Consider the following 21,341-nt stretch of genomic DNA (forward strand, 5'->3'; position numbering starts at 1 on the left):
GCCGACCTGACCTGGATCACCGCCTTACCCGCGATTTCAGCCAGCGGTCGAAGGCGACGGCGAGGATGAGGATCAGGCCGATGACGATGCTTTGCGTGTATGACGAGACGTTGTTGAATTGCAGCCCGTTCTGCAGGACGCCGATCAGCCCTGCACCGACCACCGTGCCGCCGACGCTGCCGATGCCGCCGAACAGCGAGGTGCCGCCGATGACGACCGCCGAGATCACCGTCAGCTCGTAGCCGATGCCGGCGACGGCTTCGGAGGAGTTGAGCCGCGCCGACAAAACGAAGGCGGCAAGGCCGGCGAAGAAGCCGACGATGATGTAGACCGAGATCAGGATGCGGTCGACGCGCAGGCCGGAGAGCCGCGCGGCCTCGGCATTGCCGCCGACGGCGTAGACGGCGCGACCGTAGCGCGTGTAGCGCAGCACGATGTGGCACAGGATTGCGGCAATCGCGAAGATGATCGCCGGCACCGGCACCGGGCCGATCAGGCCGGTACCGAACCAGCGCATCGAGGCGTCGAAGCCGGAGATCGGGCCGCCATTGGAGATCGTCAGCGTTAGGCCGCGAAACACGGTGAGGCCGCCGAGCGTGACGACGAAGGGCGGTACTTTCAGCCTGGTGATGGCAAAGCCCTGGACACCGCCGGCCACGGCGCCGACGACGACGGCGGCGAGAAGGGCGGCGAACCAGCCATAGCCCAGCGTGCCCGTTGTCGACAGCGACAGCGTGTTGGCGGTGCCGCCCTTGGCCACCACCGCCGCGACCATGCCGCAGAAGGCGAGCAGCGATCCGACCGACAGGTCGATGCCGGCGGTGAGGATAACGAAGGTCATGCCTAGCGCGATCAGGCCGGTGATCGAGATCTGGCGCATGATGTTGAACAGGTTGATCGGGTCGATGAAGCTCGGCTTCAGCACGGTGAAGACGACGATCAGCACCGCCAGGAACATCAGCGGGCCGAAGCTCATCAGCAGGCGCGCAAGATTGACGCCGCCGCGCTGGCTCCGTTCGGTCGTGCTGGTCATTGCGTTGCTTCCTGATTCTGGGCTTCCTGCTTCTGGTCGAGCGCCATCAGTTCCATCAGTTTCTCCTCGGTCGCCTCGATGCCAGGCATCTCGCCGGTGATGCGCCCGCGCCGCATGGTGACGATCCTGTCCGACACGGCAAGCACTTCGGGCAGCTCGGACGAGATCATCATGATGGCGATGCCGCGCGCGGCGAGCTCTACCAGGATCTGATGAACCTCCGCCTTGGCGCCGACGTCGACGCCGCGCGTCGGTTCATCGACGATCAGCACCTTGGGATCGCGTGCCAGCCAGCGGGCAAGGATGACCTTCTGCTGATTGCCACCGGACAGTCCCTCGATCGCCTGCTCGGGCGAGGCCATGCGGATCGACAGCATCTTCCTGTAGTTCGCCAGCGCTTCTCGCTCGCGCCGCTCGGCCATGAAACCGACATTGGAGTAGCGGTCGAGCGCGGCGATCGAGAAATTGGTGAGAATGCCGAGTGCGGCGAAGATCGCCTGGTGCTTGCGGTCTTCCGGCACCAGGCCGATGCCGAGCTCGATGGCATCGGCGGGTGAGGCCGGCGCGATCGGCCTGCCATCGAGCCTGATGGTGCCGGCGGCAATGCGGTCGGCGCCGAAGATGGCGCGGGCGAGCTCGGTGCGGCCGGAACCGACGAGCCCGGCGACGCCGAGGATTTCGCCCGCCTTGAGGTCGAGATCGACGCCTTCGAGCACGATGGCGTGCGGCGCCTGCGGATCGCGCACCGTGCGCAGGCCGCGCACCGAGAGCCGGACGTCGCCGGCGACATCGCGCTGCGTCGGCCTCGCATAGAGCTCGGAAGCGGCGCGGCCGACCATCTTCTCGATGATCTTCGGCAGTTTGATCGGCCCACCTTCGCGGTCGAGATGGCCGGCCAGCCTGCCGTCGCGCAGCACCGTCATACGGTCGCAGATTGCCGATGCCTCCTCCAGCCGGTGGGTGACGAACATGATGGCGACGCCGTCCCGGCGCAGCCGGCCCATGATCGCCATCAGCTTCTGCACTTCGGTTTCGGTCAGCGCCGAGGTCGGCTCGTCCATGATGATGAGACGGCTCTTCAGCGACAGCGCGCGGGCGATCTCGACCAGCTGCTGCTCGGCCACGGACAATGCGGAAACCGGCGTCGCCGGGTCGAGGTCGAGGCCGACGCGGGCGATGATCGCGCGTGAGTCTTCCACCATCTTTCGCCAGCTGACCAGCCCGAACCGGCCGAGCGGCGCACAGCCGATGAAGATGTTTTCCGCCACGGTCAGCGTCGGGATCAGGCTCAGTTCCTGGTAGATGGTGACGATGCCGAGCCGTTTGGCGTCCTGCGGATTGTGCGGATTGAATTCGACGCCGTCGAAGACGATGCGACCGCTGGACGGCGGCATCACGCCGGACAGGATCTTGAGCAGCGTCGATTTGCCGGCGCCGTTCTCGCCGAGCAGGCCGAGGATCTCGCCGGGGCGGACTTCGAGCGAAACGTCGTTCAGCGCGGTGACGCCGGCAAAGCGCTTGGTCACGCCCTCGACGGTGAGCAGGGCGGGGGAGGGCACAATAGCGGCTGCCTTGGGCAAAGTTTGCTCCTCGATCATTCGGTTGTACGCAAGGCTGGCGGGAGAGCACCCCCTCTGTCCTGCCGGCCATCTCCCCCTCAAGTGGGGAGATTGGCAGCCTCGTTGGCCTCGCTTCTTCTGCAAGATCGAAAATTAGCGAAAGCCCGGGTAACATCCAATCTCCCCCTTCAAGGGGGAGATGGCCGGCAGGCCAGAGGGGGGTGCTGTCCCGCCGGCTTCGCCTACTTCGTCTCGCCCAGCCTCTCCGCCTTGTCGAGATTGTCCTTGCCGATGACGATCGGCGTCAAAAGCACCAGCTTTTCCTTCGGCTCGGTCTTGTCCCTGGCGTAGGCGACCGCGATCTGCACGGCGGTGCGCGACTGCTCGCCGGGGAATTGCTCGACCGTGCCGGCCAGCTTGCCGTCGCGCACAGCGACCAACGCTTCGGGAAGCGCGTCGAAGCCGTAGATCTTGACGTCGGTGAAGTTGCGCGCCGCGCAGGCTTCAACCGCGCCAAGCGCCATGTCGTCATTGGCGCAGATGATCGCGTCGGGCTTGCCGTTGGCGGCAAGGCCGGCCTCGGTGACGGACAGCGCCTCGGCGCGGGCGAAGTTGGCGGTCTGCTCGAAGATGATCTGGTACTTGTCCTTCATGGGATCAAGGACGTTGTGCACACCCTTGTTGCGGTCGATCGCCGGGCCGGCACCGGGCTGGCCCTGCAGATGGAAGATCTTGGCGCCGTTCGGGAACGCTGCCACCATGGCCTGTGCTTCGGCCTCGCCGCCCTTGACATTGTCGGCGCCGACATGGGCGAGGATGCCTTCGACGCCCTCGACGCGGCGGTCGATAGTGACGACGGGAACGCCGGCCTTCACCGCTTCCTCGATGGCTGGGGCCAGCGCGTTGACGTCGAGCGGCGAGATGACGATGGCGTTGACCTTTTGCACCAGTGCCGCCTCGATGTCGGCGGTCTGCTTGGGCGCCGAATTCTGGCCGTCGCTCTCGACCAGGTTGACGCCTTGCGCCTGCGCCTCAGCCTTGATCTGGTTCAGCATGTGCACGAAGAACGGAAAGCCGAGGCTCGGCACCGAACCGAGGATGGTCAGCTTGTCCTGGGCGAAAGCCAATTGCGGAGCGGCCAGCGCCAAGGCGCCCATCGCCGCGGTCGACAGCAGGAATTCACGTCTGTTGATCAATTTAGTCTCCTCCCAGATGAGCGCACGACCCCGAAACCGGAATGGGTTTTCCGGAAGGTTCCTTGCGTCGATTCAAAAATGGAGTGTCCTTCGAGCGCCCAACTCGTGTTTGAAGGGACGCAACGGCGCTCCAGCCGGTCCACCGCGACGTTCTCCTCCGCTCGGTGCCTGCCGGCGGATGCTAGCCAAGGCCGGAGCTTTGCGCAAGAACGGGAGAAGGCAAGACCTACCGATCGATCATCACCATGGTGCGCTCGCCGTAGCGCGGACCGGCGACCTTGCCCGGCGCCAGCGCGTCGTCGAGCACCTGCATCTCGGCGGCGTCGAGCCTGATCGAAGCCGCGGCGACGTTCTCCTCGAGATATTTTCTGCGCTTGGTGCCGGGGATCGGCACGATGTCGATGCCGAAGTCGCTCCCCTTGTGGAGCAGCCAGGCCAGCGCGATCTGGCCTGGCTTGACGCGCTTGGCCGCGGCGATGTCGAGTACCGTGGCTGCCGCCTGCATGTTGGCGTCATAGTTGGCGCCCTGGTAGCGCGGATCGCCGCGCCGGTAATCGCCCTCTGGATAGTCTTCGGCGCGCCTGACATCGCCGGTGAGAAAACCGCGGCCGAGCGGCGAGAACGGAACCAGGCCGATGCCGAGCTCCTTCAGCAGGGGAATGATTTCCGGCTCGAGATTGCGCTCCCACAGCGAGTATTCGCTCTGCACTGCCGACACCGGATGCACGGCATGCGCCCGGCGGATATTGGCGGCGCCGGCCTCCGAGAGGCCGAAGAAGCGGACCTTGCCCTGAGCAATCAGCTCGCCGACAGCACCCGCCACCTCCTCGATCGGTACCGCCGGATCGACGCGGTGCTGATAGAGGAGGTCGACGTGGTCGGTGGCTAGCCTCCTCAGCGAACCTTCGACAGCCTCGCGGATATGCTCCGGCCGGCTGTCGCGCTCGGTGCCGACTTGCTTGCCGTTTTCGATGCGAAAGCCGAACTTCGTCGCGATCGTCACCTCATCGCGCCGGCCCTTCAGCGCGCGGCCGAGCAGTTCCTCGTTAGCGTACGGCCCATAGACTTCCGCAGTGTCGAGGAAGGTGCAGCCGAGTTCGATGGCGCGGTGCAGCGTGGCGGTCGATTCCGCCTCGTCGGCCGGGCCGTAGGACTGGCTCATGCCCATGCAGCCGAGGCCGATCATGGAAACCTGCAGCCCCTGGCCACCGAGTTTGCGTGTCGTCAACGTCATGTAAAGTTCTCCAGGTCAGCAGCGCGTTCCAAGCCGCCACGTTCAATATAGCGCGCCGGCTCGGTTTCCACAGAGCGAGAGACGCCGCCGCGCGAGGGTTCGCAGCGGTCGCCAAATTGACAGCCGACCCGCTCTCGGCCATCCTTAGGCATGCCGCCTTGCGGCTTTGTGCGTGAGTAACCAGCATGGCCAGTTCCGTCACCAGCCAGAAATCCAAGCGCGCCGCGGTGCGCGAGGCGCTCGACCGCCACAAGGTCTACATCACCGCGCAGCGTTTTTCCGCCGGCGGCTACAGTGCGCGAGTGCTGGTCGACGGCGAGGCCTATTGGGTCGACGAATTCCGGCTCAGCCAGCTGCAGCAGGGCTTGTCGCCGGCCGAGCTCGAATTGACGCCGGCCACCGACGATTGAGCGGCGTGACTTCCCATCCTTCGTCATCCCAGGGCGGAGCAGGAGCGAAGCGACGTCGCGGAGACCCTGGGATCCATGCCGTGACATTGGAGCGCCGCTGCGATGGGATTTTGATGCTGCGCTCGTTGCTTTTGCCCACCACCTACGCCTAGTCCATGCCAGCTCCTTCGAAGCTCAAGGCCTATCGCGCCAAGCGCGAGTTCACGAGGACGCCGGAACCGGCCGGTGGCCTGGCTGCCGGTGAAGGCAACCGCTTCGTTGTCCACAAGCACCACGCCACCGCCGATCACTATGATTTGCGCTTGCAGGTCGGCGACGTGCTGAAGAGCTGGGCGGTGCCGCGCGGCCCGTCGCTCAACCCGGCCGACAAAAGGCTGGCGGTCGAGACCGAAGACCATCCGCTCGAATATATCGATTTCGAGGGCGTCATTCCCGAAGGCGAATATGGCGGCGGACCGATGATCGTCTGGGACACCGGCGTGTGGGCGCCGATGGACGATGTCGAAAAGAGCCTGCGCACCGGCTCCTTCAAGTTCCGGCTCGCCGGCGAGAAGCTCAATGGCGGCTGGATGCTGACGCGGCTGAAACCGAAGCCCGGCGAGGATGAGGGCAAGAAGAACTGGCTGCTGTTCAAGGAGCGCGATCTCGCCGCCGATGCCACGCTCGACATACTGGAAGCCCGGCCGGAAAGCGTCAAATCCGGCCGTCGCATCGAGGAACTGGTGGCACCGCCGAAGCCGGCCGCCAAACCTGTCAGGCCGGTGGTGCTGAAACCCGGCGCTTTGCCGGGCGCCGTCAAGGCGCCGCCGCCTTCCCGGATCGAGCCGCAGCTGGCGACCTCCGTGGCCAAGCCGCCGGGCGGTGAGGATACTGGAGAGGAATGGCTGCACGAGATCAAGTTCGACGGCTACCGCACCATGGCGCACCTGGCCGACGGTGCGGTCAGGCTGATCACCCGCGCCGGCCTCGACTGGACGAAGCGCTATGGCGACCTGCCGCTTGCCTTCGCCAGGCTGCCGTGCCGGGAGGCGATCATCGACGGCGAGGTCGTCGCGCTCGACGCCAAGGGCATCAGCCGCTTTGCGCTTTTGCAGGACGCGCTGGCCGAAGGCGCCGGCAACAAGCTTCACTTCTACGCTTTCGACCTCGTCTATCTCGACGGCTGGGACCTGACAAAAGCGCCGCTTCGGCGGCGCAAGGCGCTGCTTTCGCAACTTCTGTCCGGTCTCGGCGCCAACTCCGCCATCCAGCTCAGCGATCATGTCGAAGGCGACGGCCAGGCGCTCTATGACCAGGCATCCGAGATGGGGCTGGAGGGTGTGGTGTCGAAACGCGCCACGGCGGTCTACCAGAGCGGCCGCACCAAAACCTGGACCAAGACCAAGGCGCTCCAGACCGGCGACTTTGTCATCGCCGGCTACACCGTCTCCGACGCGGCCGAGGGACTCGCTGCACTTGGCCTCGGCGAATTCGAAGACGGCGAGCTGCACTATCGCGGCAAGGTCGGCACCGGCTTCGATGCCGCGACCGCAGGCGAATTGCTGGCGCGGCTGGAGCCGTTGCGGGCCGGTGCATCCGCGCCCGAGGGCGTTCCGCGCGAGATCATGCGCGAGATGAACTGGGTGCGGCCGCTGCTTTCGGCGCATATCCATTACGCCAACCGGACCACCGACAATGCGCTGCGCCATGCCGTGTTCCGCGGCCTGCGTGACGTCGGCCTGTCGACGCCGGTTTCGGCCAAGCGCAAGCGGCTGATCGCCGAGGCCGACCTCGCCACAATCTGGGTGACCAACCCGACGCGGCGGCTGTTCGGCAAGACCGGCCCGACCAAGCTCGACATCGCCGTCTATTACGCGCTGGTCGGCGATTTCATGCTGCCGCACATTCTCGGCCGGCCGGTCTCGCTGGTGCGCTGCCCGACCGGCAAGCCGCAGGACTGTTTCTTCCAGCGCCACGCCTTCACCGGCATGCCTTCCTCGGTGGCGACCTTCGAGGCGACGAATTCGGAGGGCGAGACCAAATCCTATCTCTCGGTGGAAGACGCCAAGGGCTATCTGGCTCTGGCGCAGTTCGGCGTCGTCGAGTTCCACACTTGGGGCACCCATCGCACGCGGCTCGACAAGCCGGACCTGATCGTTTTCGACCTCGACCCGGGCGAAGGGATCGCCTGGCGCGAGGTGGTTGAGGCGGCGGTGCACATTAAGGGCGAGCTGGAAGCGCTAGGGCTGGTGCCGTTCGCCAAGACCTCCGGGGGGCACGGCATCCACATCACCGTGCCGGTGACGCAAAAGCAGAACTGGAAGAAACTGCACCAGGCGACCAGCGCCATCTCCACGCATCTTGCCGCCACCGCGCCCGACACTTTCACCACCACCATGGGCAAGGACAACCGCAAGCGGCGCATCTTCATCGATTTTCACCGCAATGCGCGCGGCCACACCTCGGCGGCTCCCTATTCACTGCGCGCCCGCACCAATTTGCCGGCCTCGACGCCGGTCAGCTGGAGCGATCTGGAATCCATCGATGCTCCACAGGATCTGAATTATTCCTCGCTGCCGGGCCTTCTGGCGACGTCAGGCGACCCTTGGGCCGACATGGAAGATTTCGCCAGGGATTTGCCGGCGATAGGCACCGCGACGTAGTTCTGCGAGCGCGGCCCAGACTCCATCGACGCTCCGGAAAATTTGAATTATTCTTCGCCACGGACCTCTTGCCTGCAGGCGGCTCCCAGCGGAGGAAGATTTCGCTAGGGATTTGCCGGTATTGTAAGGGGCAATGTAGGATTTCGGCAGCCGCATTCGTCCTCCGGACGAAACAGCGCTGCGAACAGTTCGACAGCACAAGGCCGCGTAGGAGTATTTCATGGCGCCCAGGGCAAGTTGGAAAGGTTACCTCAAGCTCAGTCTGGTCAGCTGTCCGGTCCGGCTCTATCCGGCGACCAGTGCCAGCGAGCGCATCAGCTTCAACCAGCTGCACAAGAAGACGCACAACCGCATCAACATGAAGCCGGTCGACCCTGAACTCGGGTTGGTCGAGCGTTCGGACCTGGTCAAGGGCTACGAATACGAGGACAAGCAATACATCATCATCGACGATACCGATCTCGACGCGGTGCGCATCGAATCCAACCATACGATGAACATCGAGGCCTTTGTCGACGAGCGTTCGGTCGACGTCATCTACCAGGACGCGCCCTATTACCTGGCGCCGGATGGCGCAATGGCCGAGGAGACCTTTGCCGTGTTGCGCGAAGCGATGCGCAAATCCGGCAAGCTGGCGATCGCCCGCCTCGTGCTGTCCAGCCGCGAGCGCGTGGTGACGATCGGCGCGCGCGAGAACGGCATGTTCGTCTGCACCTTGAGGAATCCGAACGAAGTGCGTGGCACGGCTGAATATTTCGGCAATATCCCGGCCGGAAACCCCGATCCGGAAATGCTGCAATTAGCCGAAGCGCTGATCAAGCAGAAGGAAACCACCTTCGACCCGAAGAATTACGAGGACCGCTACGAGATCGCGTTGATGACGATGATCCGCGAGAAGCTCAAGGGCCACAAGCCTATCATCGCGGCGGCACCTGAGCGCGGCAACGTCATCAATCTCATGGATGCGCTGAAGGCGAGCCTGTCGCAGTCGGCCAAGCCACCGGCCAAGTCGAAGAGCAAGGCCGATGAAACAGCCAAGCCTGCGGCGAAATCCGCCAAGGCCGGCGCTGGCGCGGCCAAGGAAAACCCGCTCAAGGCGAACCTTCTCAAAGCCGTCGGCAAGAGCAAGGCGTGACGGCTCTTGCCGGCACGGTCTTCGGCATCGTCGGCGCGCTGGCGGCCTTTCCGCTCAGGCTGGCGGCGCGCGAGGTCGCGCGCCAGCACGGCCAGTTGCGGCGCGGCGTCACTCGGCGCACCACGCATGTCGTGTTGGGCCGCATGTTGCTCGCCAGGGCCGGCGACATCGAGATCGAGCGCCGCGTCGCTGCGGAACGTGCAGCCGGGCGCAGGCTGGTCAGCGAGAACGGCTTCCTGCGGCTGCTCGGGTTGATGAAGGCACCGGAAGCCTCGACGCTGTCGCGGCAGTCGCTGATCGATCAGTCGCGGCTGACCGGCGCCGATCTCGACCTTTTGTCGCTGTTCGACGCCTCCGAGCATGATTGCGAACCGTATTCCTTCCGCGACCTGATCCTCGCCCGCAAATATGCCGGGCTGGTCGCCGGCGGCGCCTCATGGGGGGCGATCGTGCGGTCGGTGCATCGCTCCGGCCCGATCGCCTCGCTCACCGCCAAATCGCTCAATGTCGGCTCGCAGCACGGGCGGGCCGACGCGATCTATCTCGAGGGCGGCCAGAGCGAAGTCAACGGCCAGCTGCTGTTCGATCTGGGAACGCAGGATGACGACACGCTGGAAGAGCTGTTCGCCGATGCCGAGGCGGCGGAAGAGGCTGAAGACCACGAGCAGGCCGCGGCACTCTACCAGCGCTGCCTAGCCATCGACCCGAGCGATGCCATCGCCGCCTTCAACCGCGCCAACTGCCTGCGCGCCTCCGGCCACGCGGCCGAGGCGGCGCACGACTATGCCCGCGCCATCAAGTGCGACCCGGTGTTCGTCGAGGCATGGTTCAATCTGGCCGGGCTGATGAGCGAAGAGGGGCGGGTGGCGTCGGCTCGGCGGCATCTGCTGAAGGCGATTTCGCTAGATGCGAAGTACGCCGATGCGGTGTTCAACCTTGCGAGGCTGGAGTTCGACGCCGGCAATCTAGCCGAAGCGCGGCGGAACTGGGCGCGCTACCTCGAACTCGACGCGGATTCCGAATGGGCACGTATGGCGGCCAAGGGTATCCAGTTCGTCGATTTGCAGCTGGCGCGGATGTCGGCGGGTTAGGGCTTCATTTGGTCACGCTTGAACACCCCCCTCTGTCCTGCCGGACATCTCCCCCGCAAGGGGGGAGATCGGCAGCTTCTCCTTACCGCCCGCCTTCCAACGTTGGTGATTGGCGAAAGCGATGGCGACATCCAATCTCCCCCCTTGCGGGGGAGATGGCCGGCAGGACAGAGGGGGGTGCGAAGGAACTCGGCCTTCATCTGCGGGCCACCCCATGACGACCTTCCTCTTCGACGGCCCCGACACCGCCCCAATCACCATCCTGCTCGCCCATGGCGCCGGGGCGCCGATGGATTCGCCCTCGATGACCGCGACGGCAAAAGCGCTGGCCGAGGCCGGCTTCCGCGTTGCGCGCTTCGAGTTCCACTACATGGCGGCCCGCCGCTACGGCCATCGCAAGCCGCCGCCGCGCGCCGAGACGGTGAACCCGGAATATATCAAGGCAATCGCCGATCTCAGGGCGAAGGGCGTGAAGGGTCCGCTCATCATCGGCGGCAAGTCGATGGGCGGACGCGTCGCTTCGATGATCGCCGACGAGATGTTTTCAAAGGGCGAGATTTCAGGGCTGCTGTGTCTCGGCTATCCCTTCCATCCGCCGGACAAACCGACGCAGCTTCGGACGAAGCATCTCGCCGATCTGAAGACGCCGACATTGGTCTTCCAGGGCACGCGCGACGAGTTCGGGACCAAAGACGAGGTCGCGACCTATGCTCTGTCCGACGCAATCGAGATCTTCTGGCTGGAAGACGGCGACCATGATCTGAAGCCGCGCAAAAACATCTCCGGCTTCTCCACCGCCGATCATCTGAAGACGCTGGCTGATGCAGTGAAGGCGTGGACCGAACGGATCGTGCGCTGAAGCAGGCCGATGAAGATCGCCACCTTCAACGTCAACAACATCAACGGCCGGCTGCCAAACCTGCTCGCATGGCTGGCCGCCGCCAAACCCGACATCGCCTGCCTGCAGGAGCTCAAGGCCAGGCAGACGCAGTTTCCGCGCACCGCGCTTGCGGCGGCCGGCTACGGGGCGGTGTGGGTCGGGCAGCCGACCTGGAACGGCGTCGCCATCCTTTCGCGTGGCTCGGAGCCGGTGCTGACCCGCGAGGCGCTGCCCGGCGACGACGGCGACCAGCAGGCGCGCTACATCGAAGCGGCGGTCAACGGCATCGTCGTCGCCTGCCTCTACGCGCCGAACGGCAATCCGCAGCCCGGCCCGAAATTCCAGTACAAGCTGGCCTGGCACGAAAGGCTGGAGACGCATGCGGCGCAGTTGCTCGACACCGGCCTGCCGGTGGTGCTGGCCGGCGACTACAACATCGTGCCCGAGCCGCGCGACATCTACCCGACCCGCTCCTATGACGACAACGCGCTGGTGCAGCCGGAAAGCCGGGCATCGTTCCAGCGGCTGCTCGACCAGGGCTGGCTTGATGCGCTGCGCAAGAAGCACCCGACGGAGACGCTCTACACATTCTGGGACTATCGCCGCAATCGCTGGCCGCGCGATGCCGGCCTGCGCCTCGACCATATCTTGCTCAGCAAGAAGCTGTCGCGCCGGCTGGTAGCGGCGGGCATCGACCGCGACGTGCGCGGCGAGGTCGGCGCCAGCGACCACGCGCCGGTCTGGCTGGAGTTGAAGTGAGGCACGAAAGCTGGCGCCGCCTTTCCGGGCGGCAACCAGTCAGGTTGGCCGCGCCGCTTCGCGGGCGAACGCCTCGATCAAAGGGGCGTATCCCTCAAGGTCGGGCTGAGTAGCGAAACTGTAGGTAGCGGCGGTCGAAGCCCAGGGCAGCTTCTCCGAAGTGAAGACTTCGACGAAGGGCACGTACCAATGGTGCTCGTCCAGCATGGTCGCGCGCACGTTGACAAGGAAATCCAGGCCATGCGGACGCGTGAACATCCAGTTCTTGCAGTGCGGGCAATAGAGCTGCCGGTGCGGGCCGTGCAGGCCGCCGACCACCGGCTCGCCTTGCGTTATGGCGAAACCGTCGCTGGGCACGGCGATGGTCAGGGAATACGCGCTGGCGCTCAGCTTCTGGCAGCCGGTGCAGTGACACGCCGTCGTCAGCAAGGGCGGCGCGCTGATGCGAAAGCGTATTCCACCGCACAAGCAACCGCCGTCCCAAGGTAGCTTCCAATCGTCCATCGCTGGCCTCGCCTTAGCCTCTGCCAGCGATCTAGCGCGCGACCGCCAAGCTGCAATCTCACCCTTGAGGGTCCCAGAAGGGAGGAGATCGGCAGCTTCACGTCCTTCCCCCAGGAATCGTGAACACCACGTCGGCGCGGCCGTAGCCGCCATCGGCGACCTCCTCGATCAGCACCATCGTGTAGGGGCGCACGCCTTCGCCGAACATCTCGACGAACAGGGCTGTGGTCTTGTGGACGAGGTCCTCCTTCTGTCCGGCGGACAGCGCGCGCTCAGGCACCTTGAAATTTGCAAACGGCATGATGTCGGTTTCCTGTTGGTTGTTGGAGGTAAAGTCAGACCGTGCCACCATTGGCGCGCAGCACCTGGCCGTTGACCCAGCCGCTGTCCGGTCCGGCGAGGAACGACACCACGCCGGCGATGTCGGCGGGCTGGCCGAGCCGCCCGAGCGGGATCATCCTGGTGATCGTCTCGACCAGTGCCTCGGACTTGCCGCCGAGGAACAGATCGGTGGCCACCGGCCCCGGCGCCACGACATTGACGGTGATGCCGCGCGGCCCGAGTTCCTTGGCCAGCACATGCGTCATCGCCTCGACGCCGGCCTTGGTGGCAGCGTAGACACCGTAGCTCGGCTGGTAGAGCCCGACCACGCTGGACGAGAAGCTGATGATGCGGCCGCCCTCGCGCAGCCGCCTTGCGGCCTCGCGCATGCCGCGGAAGACGCCGCCGAGGTTCACCGCGATCTGCTGCTCGAAACCGGCGTCGTCCGTCTGCGCGATCGGCGCGAGCTTCATGATGCCGGCATTGTTGACCAGCACGTCGAGGCCGCCAAAGGCCTGCTCGGCTGCGTCGAACAGATGCGCGACCCCCTTGGGATCACCGACATCGGCTTGAACTGCGATCGCCGTGCCGCCTGCCGCCTCGATCTCGCGCACCACGCCTTCGGCGGCTTCTGCGCCTCTGGCATAGTTGATGACGACCGAAAAGCCGTCGCGCGCCAGCCGCCTGGCAATTTCGGCACCGATGCCCTTCGAGGCGCCGGTTACCAGTGCCACCTTTCCATTCCGCGTAATCATGTCAGCTCTCCAAAATTTTTGTCGACTGAAAATAGGTGATAAATCTTGCGGGATAATCGCCCGGGACTTGCCAACACCATTCGGATATGGCGAACAATGGCGATGGACAGTCTCGACCGATGCGCCTGCTTGCCCGTGTGATCGAGCGCGGCAGCTTCACTGCGGCGGCCGCCGATCTGTCGATGTCGCGATCGACCGCCACCGAGGCGATCAAGGGCCTGGAGGCGCGGCTGGGGGTCAGGCTGCTCGAACGCACCACGCGCCATGTCACGCCGACGTTGGACGGCCAGGCCTATTACCAGCGCTGCCTCGCCATCCTTGCCGATGTCGAGGATGCCGAGGCAGGCTTTCAATCGGCGCAGCCGCAGGGCCTTTTGAGGATCGACGTGCATGGCTTCATGGCCCGCCATTTCATCCTGCCGCGGCTCTCCGAGTTCCTCGACCGCTACCCCGGGATCGACCTGCATATCGGCGACGGCGACCGGCTGGTCGATCTGGTGCGCGAGGGCATCGACTGCGTGCTGCGTTCCGGCGAACAGGCCGACAGCGGCATGATCGTTCGGCGGGTGGCAACATTGCGCGAAGTCACATGCGCCAGCCCCGCCTATCTCGAAAAGCACGGCATGCCGGCAACCCCCGACGGTCTCGAAGGCCATCTTATGGTCGGCTTCCGCTCGTCGCGAACCGGTGAGGTCATGCCGCTCGAATTCACCGTCGGCGGCGCGTTGCGCTATGTCGGCCTGCCCAACCGGGTGACGGTCAACGGCTCCGACACGATGGCGGAGCTGGCGCGCCTTGGCTTCGGCCTAGTGCAGGCGCCGCATTACCGCTTCGCCGGGGATTTCGCACGCGGCACGCTTGTCGAAGTGCTGCCGGAGTACCCGCCGTCGCCGACACCGCTGTCGGCGCTCTACCCGCAGAACCGCCAGCTCGCGCCGCGGGTACGCGTGTTCATCGACTGGGTGACCGGGATTTTTGGCGAGGATGGGACATCGGGCCGGGTGTGAAATGCACCGGGGCCGCCGGGCTACTTTGCGAAGGGCCGCGATACTTCACGCCCCCCTCTGTCCTGCCGGACATCTCCCCCACGAGGGGGGAGATCGGCGGCTTCAACGGCGGCGCCGAGCATCCTTGACCCACCTACCACCCACGCTATGCTCGCATCCATGTCAGGGACCAGCCCCGCGGCCACCGCACCGCTCATCGTGATCGACCTTCAGACCGGCATGTTCGACGGCGTTGCCGAGCCGCCGATCCATGATGCCGACGGCATGGTTGCCCGGACCCGCGCGCTGATCGAATGGGCACGGCGCAGCGGGCGCAAGGTCGCTTTCATCAGGCACGACGGCCCGCAGGGCGATCCTCTGGCGCCGGGTGAGCCGGGCTGGCCGGTGTGGCCGGCGCTTGGCCAGGCCGAGGACGAGCCGACTTTCGCCAAGCGTGTCGGCGATGCGTTCAGCAATGCAGCCCTTGCAGAATGGGTGGCCGGGCAGGGCGCCGGCGAGGTCGTTCTCATCGGCGCGCAGACCGATTTCTGCGTGGCGGCCACGGTGAAGGGCGCCTTTGCAGCGGGCCTGGGCGTCACGGTGGTTTCCGACGCCCACAGCACGCTCGACGCCGCCAGCGAGACGGCCGCGGAGATCATCGCCCGGCACAATGCGGCATTTGCCGCCACCGGGGTTAAACTGGTGACGACAAAAGCCCTGACCGATAGCTGATCCGCCGGCTCATCCCTACGCCGTCAAAGCCTGATCCAGCCGGGAAGAAACTGGCGGGTTCAGACAATTTGGCGCGGGGCACCTCACCACTTGCGGGCTTCCGCAAGCGCGGCCTATCGCGTATTGGCGCGGGAACGCTCCTTTGGCCTTTCCCGGAAAACCATGATTCGTCTCGAAAGCATCAGCAAGCAGAACGGCCGGCAGATCGTCTTCATCGAAGCCTCCGCCGCGTTGCAGAAGGGCGAGAAGGTCGGGCTGGTCGGGCCTAACGGCGCCGGCAAGACGACGCTGTTTCGCATGATCAACGGCGAGGAGCAGCCCGACGAGGGCCAGGTCTCGGTCGATCGCGGCGTCACCATCGGCTATTTCAGCCAGGATGTCGGCGACATGTCCGGCCGCAGCGCCGTCGCCGAAGTGATGGACGGCGCCGGGCCGGTGAGCGAAGTGGCGGCCGAGATGCGCGAGCTCGAGCACGCCATGGGCGACCCCGATCGCGCCGGTGAGATGGACGAGATCATCGCCCGCTACGGCGAGGCGCAGCACCGCTTCGAGGAGCTCGACGGCTATGCGCTGGATGGGCGGGCTCGCGAGGTGCTGGACGGGCTCGGCTTCAGCCAGGAGATGATGGACGGCGACGTCGGCAAGCTGTCCGGCGGCTGGAAAATGCGCGTGGCGCTGGCCAGGATCCTTTTGATGCGGCCCGACGCCATGCTGCTCGACGAGCCGAGCAACCATCTCGACCTCGAAAGTCTGATCTGGCTGGAGCAGTTCCTGAAGAACTATGACGGCGCGCTGCTGATGACCTCGCACGACCGCGAGTTCATGAACCGCATCGTCAACAAGGTGGTCGAGATCGACGGCGGCTCGCTGACCGCTTACTCCGGCAACTACGAATTCTACCAGCAGCAGCGGGCGATTGCCGACCGGCAGCAGCAGGCGCAGTTCGAGCGCCAGCAGGCGATGCTGGCCAAGGAGATCGCCTTCATCGAGCGCTTCAAGGCGCGGGCGTCACATGCCGCCCAGGTGCAGAGCCGGGTGAAGAAGCTGGACAAGATCGACCGTGTCGAGCCGCCCAAGCGCCGCCAGAAAGTGTCGTTCGACTTCCAGCCGGCGCCGCGCTGCGGCGAGGACGTGGTGACGCTGAAGAACATCCACAAAAGCTATGGCAGCCGCTCGATCTACGAGGGGCTGGATTTTCAGGTGCGTCGCCGCGAGCGCTGGTGCGTGATGGGCATCAACGGCGCCGGCAAGTCGACGCTGCTGAAGCTGGTGGCTGGCGCTTCCGAGCCGGATAATGGCATGGTGGCGCGCGGCCCGAGCGTCAAGATGGGCTATTTCGCCCAGCACGCCATGGAAGTGCTGGAGGGCGAGCGCACCGTGTTCCAGACGCTGGAAGACGCGTTTCCGCAGGCCGGCCAGGCGCCGCTCAGGGCGCTGGCCGGCTGCTTCGGCTTTTCCGGCGACGAGATCGAGAAGAAATGCCGCGTGCTGTCGGGCGGCGAGAAGGCGCGGCTGGTGATGGCGTTGATGCTGTTCGACCCGCCCAATTTGCTGGTGCTGGACGAGCCGACCAACCACCTCGACATCGCCACCAAGGAGATGCTGATCACGGCGCTGTCGCAGTACGAGGGGACCATGCTGTTCGTCTCGCATGACCGCCATTTCCTGGCAGCGCTGTCGAACCGGGTGCTGGAACTGACGCCCGAGGGCATCCACACCTATGGCGGCGGCTACACCGAATATGTCGAGCGCACCGGGCAGGAGGCGCCGGGGTTGAGGAGCTGAGGCGCGGACCCAGCTGCCGCTCGATTCCGGAGGCTAAGCACGAGCTGTTCAGCCGTGTATCGCAATTTCGCGCAGCGGATCGCCGCCGTCGATGAACAGCTGGCCTTGCGCGGTCAACGCGGCGCCGAGCCGCCGCAGGGCGATTTTTCCTGCTTCGGGATGACGCCCATCCAGCGCGCCGACGCGCACCGCAACGGCAATATCGAAGCGCTTCTCGTCGGCCTCCAACTCGAAATCTTCGATCGCGACCTGGCGAAGACTCAACCGGCCTGCCGCAATCTCGGCGCGCGAGGCGGCCCTGGCCTGCGCGATGGCCTTGGCCGAGCGATCGATCGCCAGCACATGCCCGCCGCCGATCCGGCGCGCGATCTCGCGCGCTGCAGCACCTGGACCGCAGCCGATCTCCAGCACTCGCATGCCCGGCCGCAAAGGCAGCGCGTTGATGATCGCCAAAAGCCTTGGCGACAAGTCGTTCGCCATTCCCTGTTCTCCAGCTTTTTCGCGATCCGAGATTAGCGACCGCGGCCGGCGACGGGAAGAGACGCGGACATCGCCGATGCATTCACCCAGCTGCCGGGTCGAGGAGGGACATGATCAACATCGAAGAGAACTGGTCGGTCGCCTCAATTGCGGCGGCCGAGCGGCCCGGCGTCGTTGACCTGAGGGGTAGGGAGGGACTGGCGCCGAGCCTAACCGGTGGGGGGTAGATTACCGGCCGTTTATGTGTATACGCTCAAGCTAATATAAGAGCAAGCTAATGTTATGCGTCAGCGGGCGGGACGTTGGTTTCTGATCAGTGGACGGCCGCCGCCTCCTGGCCGCGCACTCCAACCGGCCCAACACCGCTTATTGCCTTCAAGTCGTGGCTCCAATGCTGTACCCAGCCCGAATTCAAGGAGCCTCCATGACCTCACATCCCGACATCCCCGACGCCAGCATGGCCGTCGATGCGGCCGGCATGACAGCCGATGACGAGCGTGCCGACGAGGCGGATGCCGCATGGCAGGACGATGTTCGCGAGGGCGTGCGGCACATAGGCGATCTGGATTCCCTGCCGCTGTCGCCTGCCGAGCGCGCGGCGGCCGAAGCCGCGGCCACGCGTCACAAGGTTCGCATTCCCAAGGCCTATCTCGACCTGATCGACTGGAGCGACCCGGCCGATCCGATACGGCTTCAGGTCATCCCGTCGCCCAATGAACTGACGGAGCAGGAGGGCGAGCTCGACGATCCGATCGCCGACCACGCCTTCAGTCCGGTGCCGAGATTGACGCATCGCCATGCCGACCGGGTTCTGCTGTTCCCGACCTATCAATGCGCGGTCTATTGCCGGTTCTGCTTTCGCAAGGAGTCGCTGACCTCGATCGGCCGGGGTTTTTCGCGCGAGGCGCTGGAGCCGGCGTTCGCCTACATCGAGTCCCATCCGGAAATCCGCGAGGTGATTCTGACCGGCGGCGATCCGCTCTCCCTGCCGGACAAGACGCTGACGGAAATCCGCGCCCGCGTCGAGGCGATCCAGCATGTGCGGCTGTTGCGCATCCACACCCGCGTGCCCGTGGCGCTGCCCTCGCGCGTCACCGGCGGGCTGGTTCAAGCCTTGCAGGGCCGGCTGATGGTCACGGTCGTCACCCATTTCAACCATCCGCGCGAGATCACCGAGGCGACCGAGCGGGCCTGCCGTACTTTAAGGCAGGGCGGCTTCGTGCTGCTGAACCAGAGCGTTCTGCTGAAAGGCGTGAACGACACGGTCGAGGTGCTGGAAGAGCTGTGCCGCGAGCTGATGTACCGCCTTGGCGTCAAACCCTATTACCTGCACCACGGCGATCTCGCGCGCGGCATGGCGCACCGGCGCACCACGATCGCCGAGGGCCAGGCGCTGGTCAGCGCCTTGCGTGCGCGCCTGTCGGGCATCTGCAACCCCGTCTATGTGCTGGACCTGCCGGACGGCGGAGGGAAAGTGCCGCTCGGCCGGTCCTATCTCGAGGCGCGGGACGGGGAGACGTGGCAGATACGTGGGCTTGATGGGGTTGTGAGGGCGTACAGGGAGGTTGCTGGGGAGTAGGGGACGCGCAGCCACCGAACCGTCGAGGTCGCGTTCAGCTTATGTAGTAATGTCCCATATAGATATCATGGTCTAGACAGGACATGTTCGGTTCTGGGAATGTGCATTGGACGTTCCGCTAGTTTAGTCAACTAATATATATCGCCCAACTCATATCGTCGGTTTTGGGCTAGCGGGAAAACCTGCCTCCTGCTTGTACGACGGTGCCTGAGGCCACACTTTACAACCGGCTGGCAAAGCTCCCTTTTGTTGATGTCAGCCTAAATCCGGCTGGTGTTTCGATGCGGCGTTGAGGCTATAAAGCCGTTCAACCGGGCGGCCTTGAGATGCATTTCGGTCGGTCGAGAGGGGGTATGGTGATCGACGGAACGCCAAACGTGATTCTGCTGATCGGCAGCGCCCCCGATGTGGTGCGCTGCGCGGCCTGGCCCAAGCAGGCCTTCGGCAAGATCGTCGCCATCAACAATGCCTGGCGCGTGCGCCCCGACTGGGATTTCCTCGTCCATGCCGGCGATTTCCCGGCGGAGCGGATGCCGCAAGGCGATCCCCTGCAGCAGGCGCAGATCTTCAGCGCCTCGCATTACGTTCCGGCGCAAAACAGCTTTGGCGGCTTCGTCTATGCCGGCGGCACCATGTCGATGACGGCGGCCTACTGGACGATCCACAGCCAGAAGCCCGACGTGCTGGCATTCCTTGGCTGCGACATGATCTACGACCAGCCCGGCAATACGCATTTTTACGGCGTCGGCCGCGCCGACCCTTTGCGCAACGACGTCACGCTGCGCAACCTCGAGGCGAAGTCGGCCCGCCTGCTCATCCATGCGCTCCGGCGCGGGTGCCTGTGCGTCAACCTATCCGACCTGCCGCGCAGCCGGCTGATCTTCCCGCGGCTGACGCTCGACGAGCTCGGCGCGCTGTCTTCCTCGCAGCTTTCGGAAATGAAGGCGGAGATGCTTGCCGGCCTGCAACTCGATCAGGCGGAGGAGGCCGACAGGATCGAGAAGGAACTCGGCTATTTCTTCGAGGACGGCATGTACTGGAAGCACCTCGACAAGCTCGACGAGAAATTCCTGGCCGATATCGACCGGCTGTGGATGGCGGCGGTGGAGGCGAGCCAGCCGAAGCTGCCAATCTCCCCCACGAGGGGGGAGATCGGCGCGTCGTCCGCTTAGCTTTTGGCCGCCTCGAGCGTGTCTTGCGTCTTCGTCTCGAAGTCGCTGGCGTCATGGCGCTCGTGCAGCTGCATCGAAGGCTCGCCGAAGGTGCGGTTGACCATGCGGCCGCGCTTGACCGCCGGCCGGGCGTCGATGGCGTCGGCCCAGCGCTGCACGTTCTTGTACTCTTCCACCTTCAGGAACTCGCCGGAATCATCATACATGCGGCCCTTGGCCAGCCCGCCATACCAGGGCCACACCGCGATGTCGGCAATCGTGTAGTCGCTGCCGCCTAAATACTCGCTTTCGGCCAGGCGCCGGTCAAGCACGTCCATCTGCCGCTTGGTCTCCATGGCGAAGCGGTCGATGGCATATTCGATCTTCATCGGCGCATAGGCATAGAAATGGCCGAAGCCGCCGCCGAGATAGGGCGCCGACCCCATCTGCCAGAACAGCCATGACAGGGTTTCGGCACGAGCCGGCTGCTCTGTCGGCAGGAATTCGCCGAATTTTTCGGCGAGATAGAGCAGGATCGAACCGGATTCGAAGATGCGGATCGGCTTTTCGCCGCTGCGGTCCATCATGGCCGGGATCTTGGAGTTGGGGTTGACCTTGACGAAGCCGCTGCCGAACTGGTCGCCGTCATTGATCCTGATCGGCCAGGCGTCGTATTCGGCGCCGCTGTGGCCGAGCGCCAGAAGCTCCTCCAGCATGATCGTCACCTTGACGCCGTTCGGCGTCGCCAGCGAATAAAGCTGCAGCGGATGCTTGCCGACCGGCAGTTCCTTGTCATGCGTCGGGCCGGCGATCGGCCGGTTGATGCTGGCGAAAGCGCCGCCATTTGGCTTGTTCCAGGTCCAGACTTTTGGCGGCGTATATTGGTCCGTTGTGTAGTCGTTCATGTCGGGAGGCCTTTGGATTGGAAGGATTGGGGATTGGAAGGATTGGGGAGGATCTCAGGGTATCAACTTGGGTGATGGAGGAGGAACTTTGCATAGGACAGCTTCGGATAGCCGTAGGTACAGATAGGGCGGCCGGCGCTGTTGCAAAACCCCGGCGCCAACGGCGAGGCGCCGGTCCACACCAAAGCCGGCGCCGCCTCTTGC

General features: G+C 65.0%; 19 protein-coding genes and 1 pseudogene. 11 read left to right on the plus strand and 9 right to left on the minus strand.

Annotated features, from left to right (window positions below):
• Positions 1-16 precede the first annotated feature (16 nt).
• From NKJ93_RS13915 to NKJ93_RS13930, 4 genes are all read right to left on the minus strand, one after another.
• The gene (locus NKJ93_RS13915; protein ID WP_023718108.1) at positions 17-1,033 is read right to left on the minus strand and encodes an ABC transporter permease; all 1,017 of its coding nucleotides are present in this window, start codon (positions 1,031-1,033) and stop codon (positions 17-19) included.
• Entirely contained in the window at positions 1,030-2,613 is a 1,584-nt protein-coding gene (locus tag NKJ93_RS13920) for a sugar ABC transporter ATP-binding protein (protein ID WP_352589662.1), read from the minus strand. The genes NKJ93_RS13915 and NKJ93_RS13920 overlap by 4 nt, the downstream gene beginning before the upstream one ends.
• Positions 2,614-2,834: 221 nt before the next feature.
• A complete protein-coding gene (locus NKJ93_RS13925) occupies positions 2,835-3,785 on the minus strand; it encodes a substrate-binding domain-containing protein (RefSeq protein WP_023718110.1) in 951 nt (316 codons plus the stop codon).
• 229 nt (positions 3,786-4,014) lie between these two features.
• On the minus strand, positions 4,015-5,022 hold the full coding sequence (locus NKJ93_RS13930; protein WP_352589665.1) for an aldo/keto reductase: 1,008 nt from the start codon (positions 5,020-5,022) through the stop codon (positions 4,015-4,017).
• A gap of 185 nt (positions 5,023-5,207) precedes the next feature.
• Here NKJ93_RS13930 and NKJ93_RS13935 point away from each other — a divergent pair, with 185 nt between their 5' ends.
• The 6 genes from NKJ93_RS13935 (at position 5,208) to NKJ93_RS13960 (ending at position 11,939) form a co-directional block, all read left to right on the plus strand.
• Positions 5,208-5,432: a hypothetical protein gene (locus NKJ93_RS13935; protein ID WP_352589668.1), complete on the plus strand. Its 225-nt coding sequence runs from the start codon at positions 5,208-5,210 to the stop codon at positions 5,430-5,432.
• Positions 5,433-5,587: 155 nt separating this feature from the next.
• Entirely contained in the window at positions 5,588-8,074 is a 2,487-nt protein-coding gene (gene ligD, locus NKJ93_RS13940) for a DNA ligase D (RefSeq protein WP_352589671.1), read from the plus strand.
• Positions 8,075-8,294: 220 nt separating this feature from the next.
• Positions 8,295-9,209, plus strand: coding sequence for a non-homologous end joining protein Ku (gene ku / locus NKJ93_RS13945; RefSeq protein ID WP_023718114.1), 915 nt, complete (start codon positions 8,295-8,297; stop codon positions 9,207-9,209).
• Entirely contained in the window at positions 9,206-10,300 is a 1,095-nt protein-coding gene (locus NKJ93_RS13950) for a tetratricopeptide repeat protein (protein WP_352589674.1), read from the plus strand. Before ku ends, NKJ93_RS13950 begins: the two co-directional genes overlap by 4 nt.
• 214 nt (positions 10,301-10,514) lie before the next feature.
• On the plus strand, positions 10,515-11,159 hold the full coding sequence (locus NKJ93_RS13955; protein ID WP_352481635.1) for an alpha/beta hydrolase family protein: 645 nt from the start codon (positions 10,515-10,517) through the stop codon (positions 11,157-11,159).
• Between the two features lie 9 nt (positions 11,160-11,168).
• On the plus strand, positions 11,169-11,939 hold the full coding sequence (locus NKJ93_RS13960) for an exodeoxyribonuclease III (RefSeq protein ID WP_352496062.1): 771 nt from the start codon (positions 11,169-11,171) through the stop codon (positions 11,937-11,939).
• Between the two features lie 39 nt (positions 11,940-11,978).
• On the opposite strand, the gene NKJ93_RS13965 is transcribed toward NKJ93_RS13960, so the two are convergent.
• The 3 genes from NKJ93_RS13965 to NKJ93_RS13975 form a co-directional block, all read right to left on the minus strand.
• Positions 11,979-12,443, minus strand: coding sequence for a GFA family protein (locus NKJ93_RS13965; protein WP_352481634.1), 465 nt, complete (start codon positions 12,441-12,443; stop codon positions 11,979-11,981).
• A gap of 97 nt (positions 12,444-12,540) precedes the next feature.
• Entirely contained in the window at positions 12,541-12,744 is a 204-nt protein-coding gene (locus NKJ93_RS13970; protein ID WP_292656388.1) for a tautomerase family protein, read from the minus strand.
• A gap of 34 nt (positions 12,745-12,778) precedes the next feature.
• Complete coding sequence (locus tag NKJ93_RS13975) at positions 12,779-13,519, minus strand: SDR family oxidoreductase (protein ID WP_352589677.1); 741 nt, start codon at positions 13,517-13,519, stop codon at positions 12,779-12,781.
• A gap of 102 nt (positions 13,520-13,621) precedes the next feature.
• On the opposite strand from NKJ93_RS13975, the pseudogene NKJ93_RS13980 reads away from it, so the two are divergent.
• The 3 genes and pseudogenes from NKJ93_RS13980 to NKJ93_RS13990 all read left to right on the plus strand — a co-directional run bounded on the left by NKJ93_RS13980 (position 13,622) and on the right by NKJ93_RS13990 (position 17,022).
• Positions 13,622-14,526 (plus strand): annotated as a pseudogene (locus NKJ93_RS13980) (LysR family transcriptional regulator).
• A gap of 159 nt (positions 14,527-14,685) precedes the next feature.
• On the plus strand, positions 14,686-15,237 hold the full coding sequence (locus NKJ93_RS13985; RefSeq protein WP_352481631.1) for an isochorismatase family protein: 552 nt from the start codon (positions 14,686-14,688) through the stop codon (positions 15,235-15,237).
• A gap of 162 nt (positions 15,238-15,399) precedes the next feature.
• Positions 15,400-17,022: an ABC-F family ATP-binding cassette domain-containing protein gene (locus NKJ93_RS13990; protein ID WP_352589683.1), complete on the plus strand. Its 1,623-nt coding sequence runs from the start codon at positions 15,400-15,402 to the stop codon at positions 17,020-17,022.
• Between the two features lie 48 nt (positions 17,023-17,070).
• Here NKJ93_RS13990 and NKJ93_RS13995 read toward each other — a convergent pair whose 3' ends face one another.
• The gene (locus tag NKJ93_RS13995; protein ID WP_352589686.1) at positions 17,071-17,502 is read right to left on the minus strand and encodes an SAM-dependent methyltransferase; all 432 of its coding nucleotides are present in this window, start codon (positions 17,500-17,502) and stop codon (positions 17,071-17,073) included.
• A gap of 424 nt (positions 17,503-17,926) precedes the next feature.
• On the opposite strand from NKJ93_RS13995, the gene NKJ93_RS14000 reads away from it, so the two are divergent.
• Entirely contained in the window at positions 17,927-19,081 is a 1,155-nt protein-coding gene (locus NKJ93_RS14000) for a KamA family radical SAM protein (protein ID WP_502895809.1), read from the plus strand.
• A 377-nt stretch (positions 19,082-19,458) separates the two neighbouring features.
• Complete coding sequence (locus NKJ93_RS14005; protein WP_352589688.1) at positions 19,459-20,253, plus strand: hypothetical protein; 795 nt, start codon at positions 19,459-19,461, stop codon at positions 20,251-20,253.
• Here NKJ93_RS14005 and yghU read toward each other — a convergent pair.
• The gene (yghU, locus tag NKJ93_RS14010) at positions 20,250-21,137 is read right to left on the minus strand and encodes a glutathione-dependent disulfide-bond oxidoreductase (protein ID WP_352589691.1); all 888 of its coding nucleotides are present in this window, start codon (positions 21,135-21,137) and stop codon (positions 20,250-20,252) included. The genes NKJ93_RS14005 and yghU overlap by 4 nt on opposite strands.
• Positions 21,138-21,341: the final 204 nt, after the last annotated feature.

Source organism: Mesorhizobium sp. M0028, assembly GCF_040323855.1.
In the GTDB taxonomy this organism is placed as follows: domain Bacteria; phylum Pseudomonadota; class Alphaproteobacteria; order Rhizobiales; family Rhizobiaceae; genus Mesorhizobium.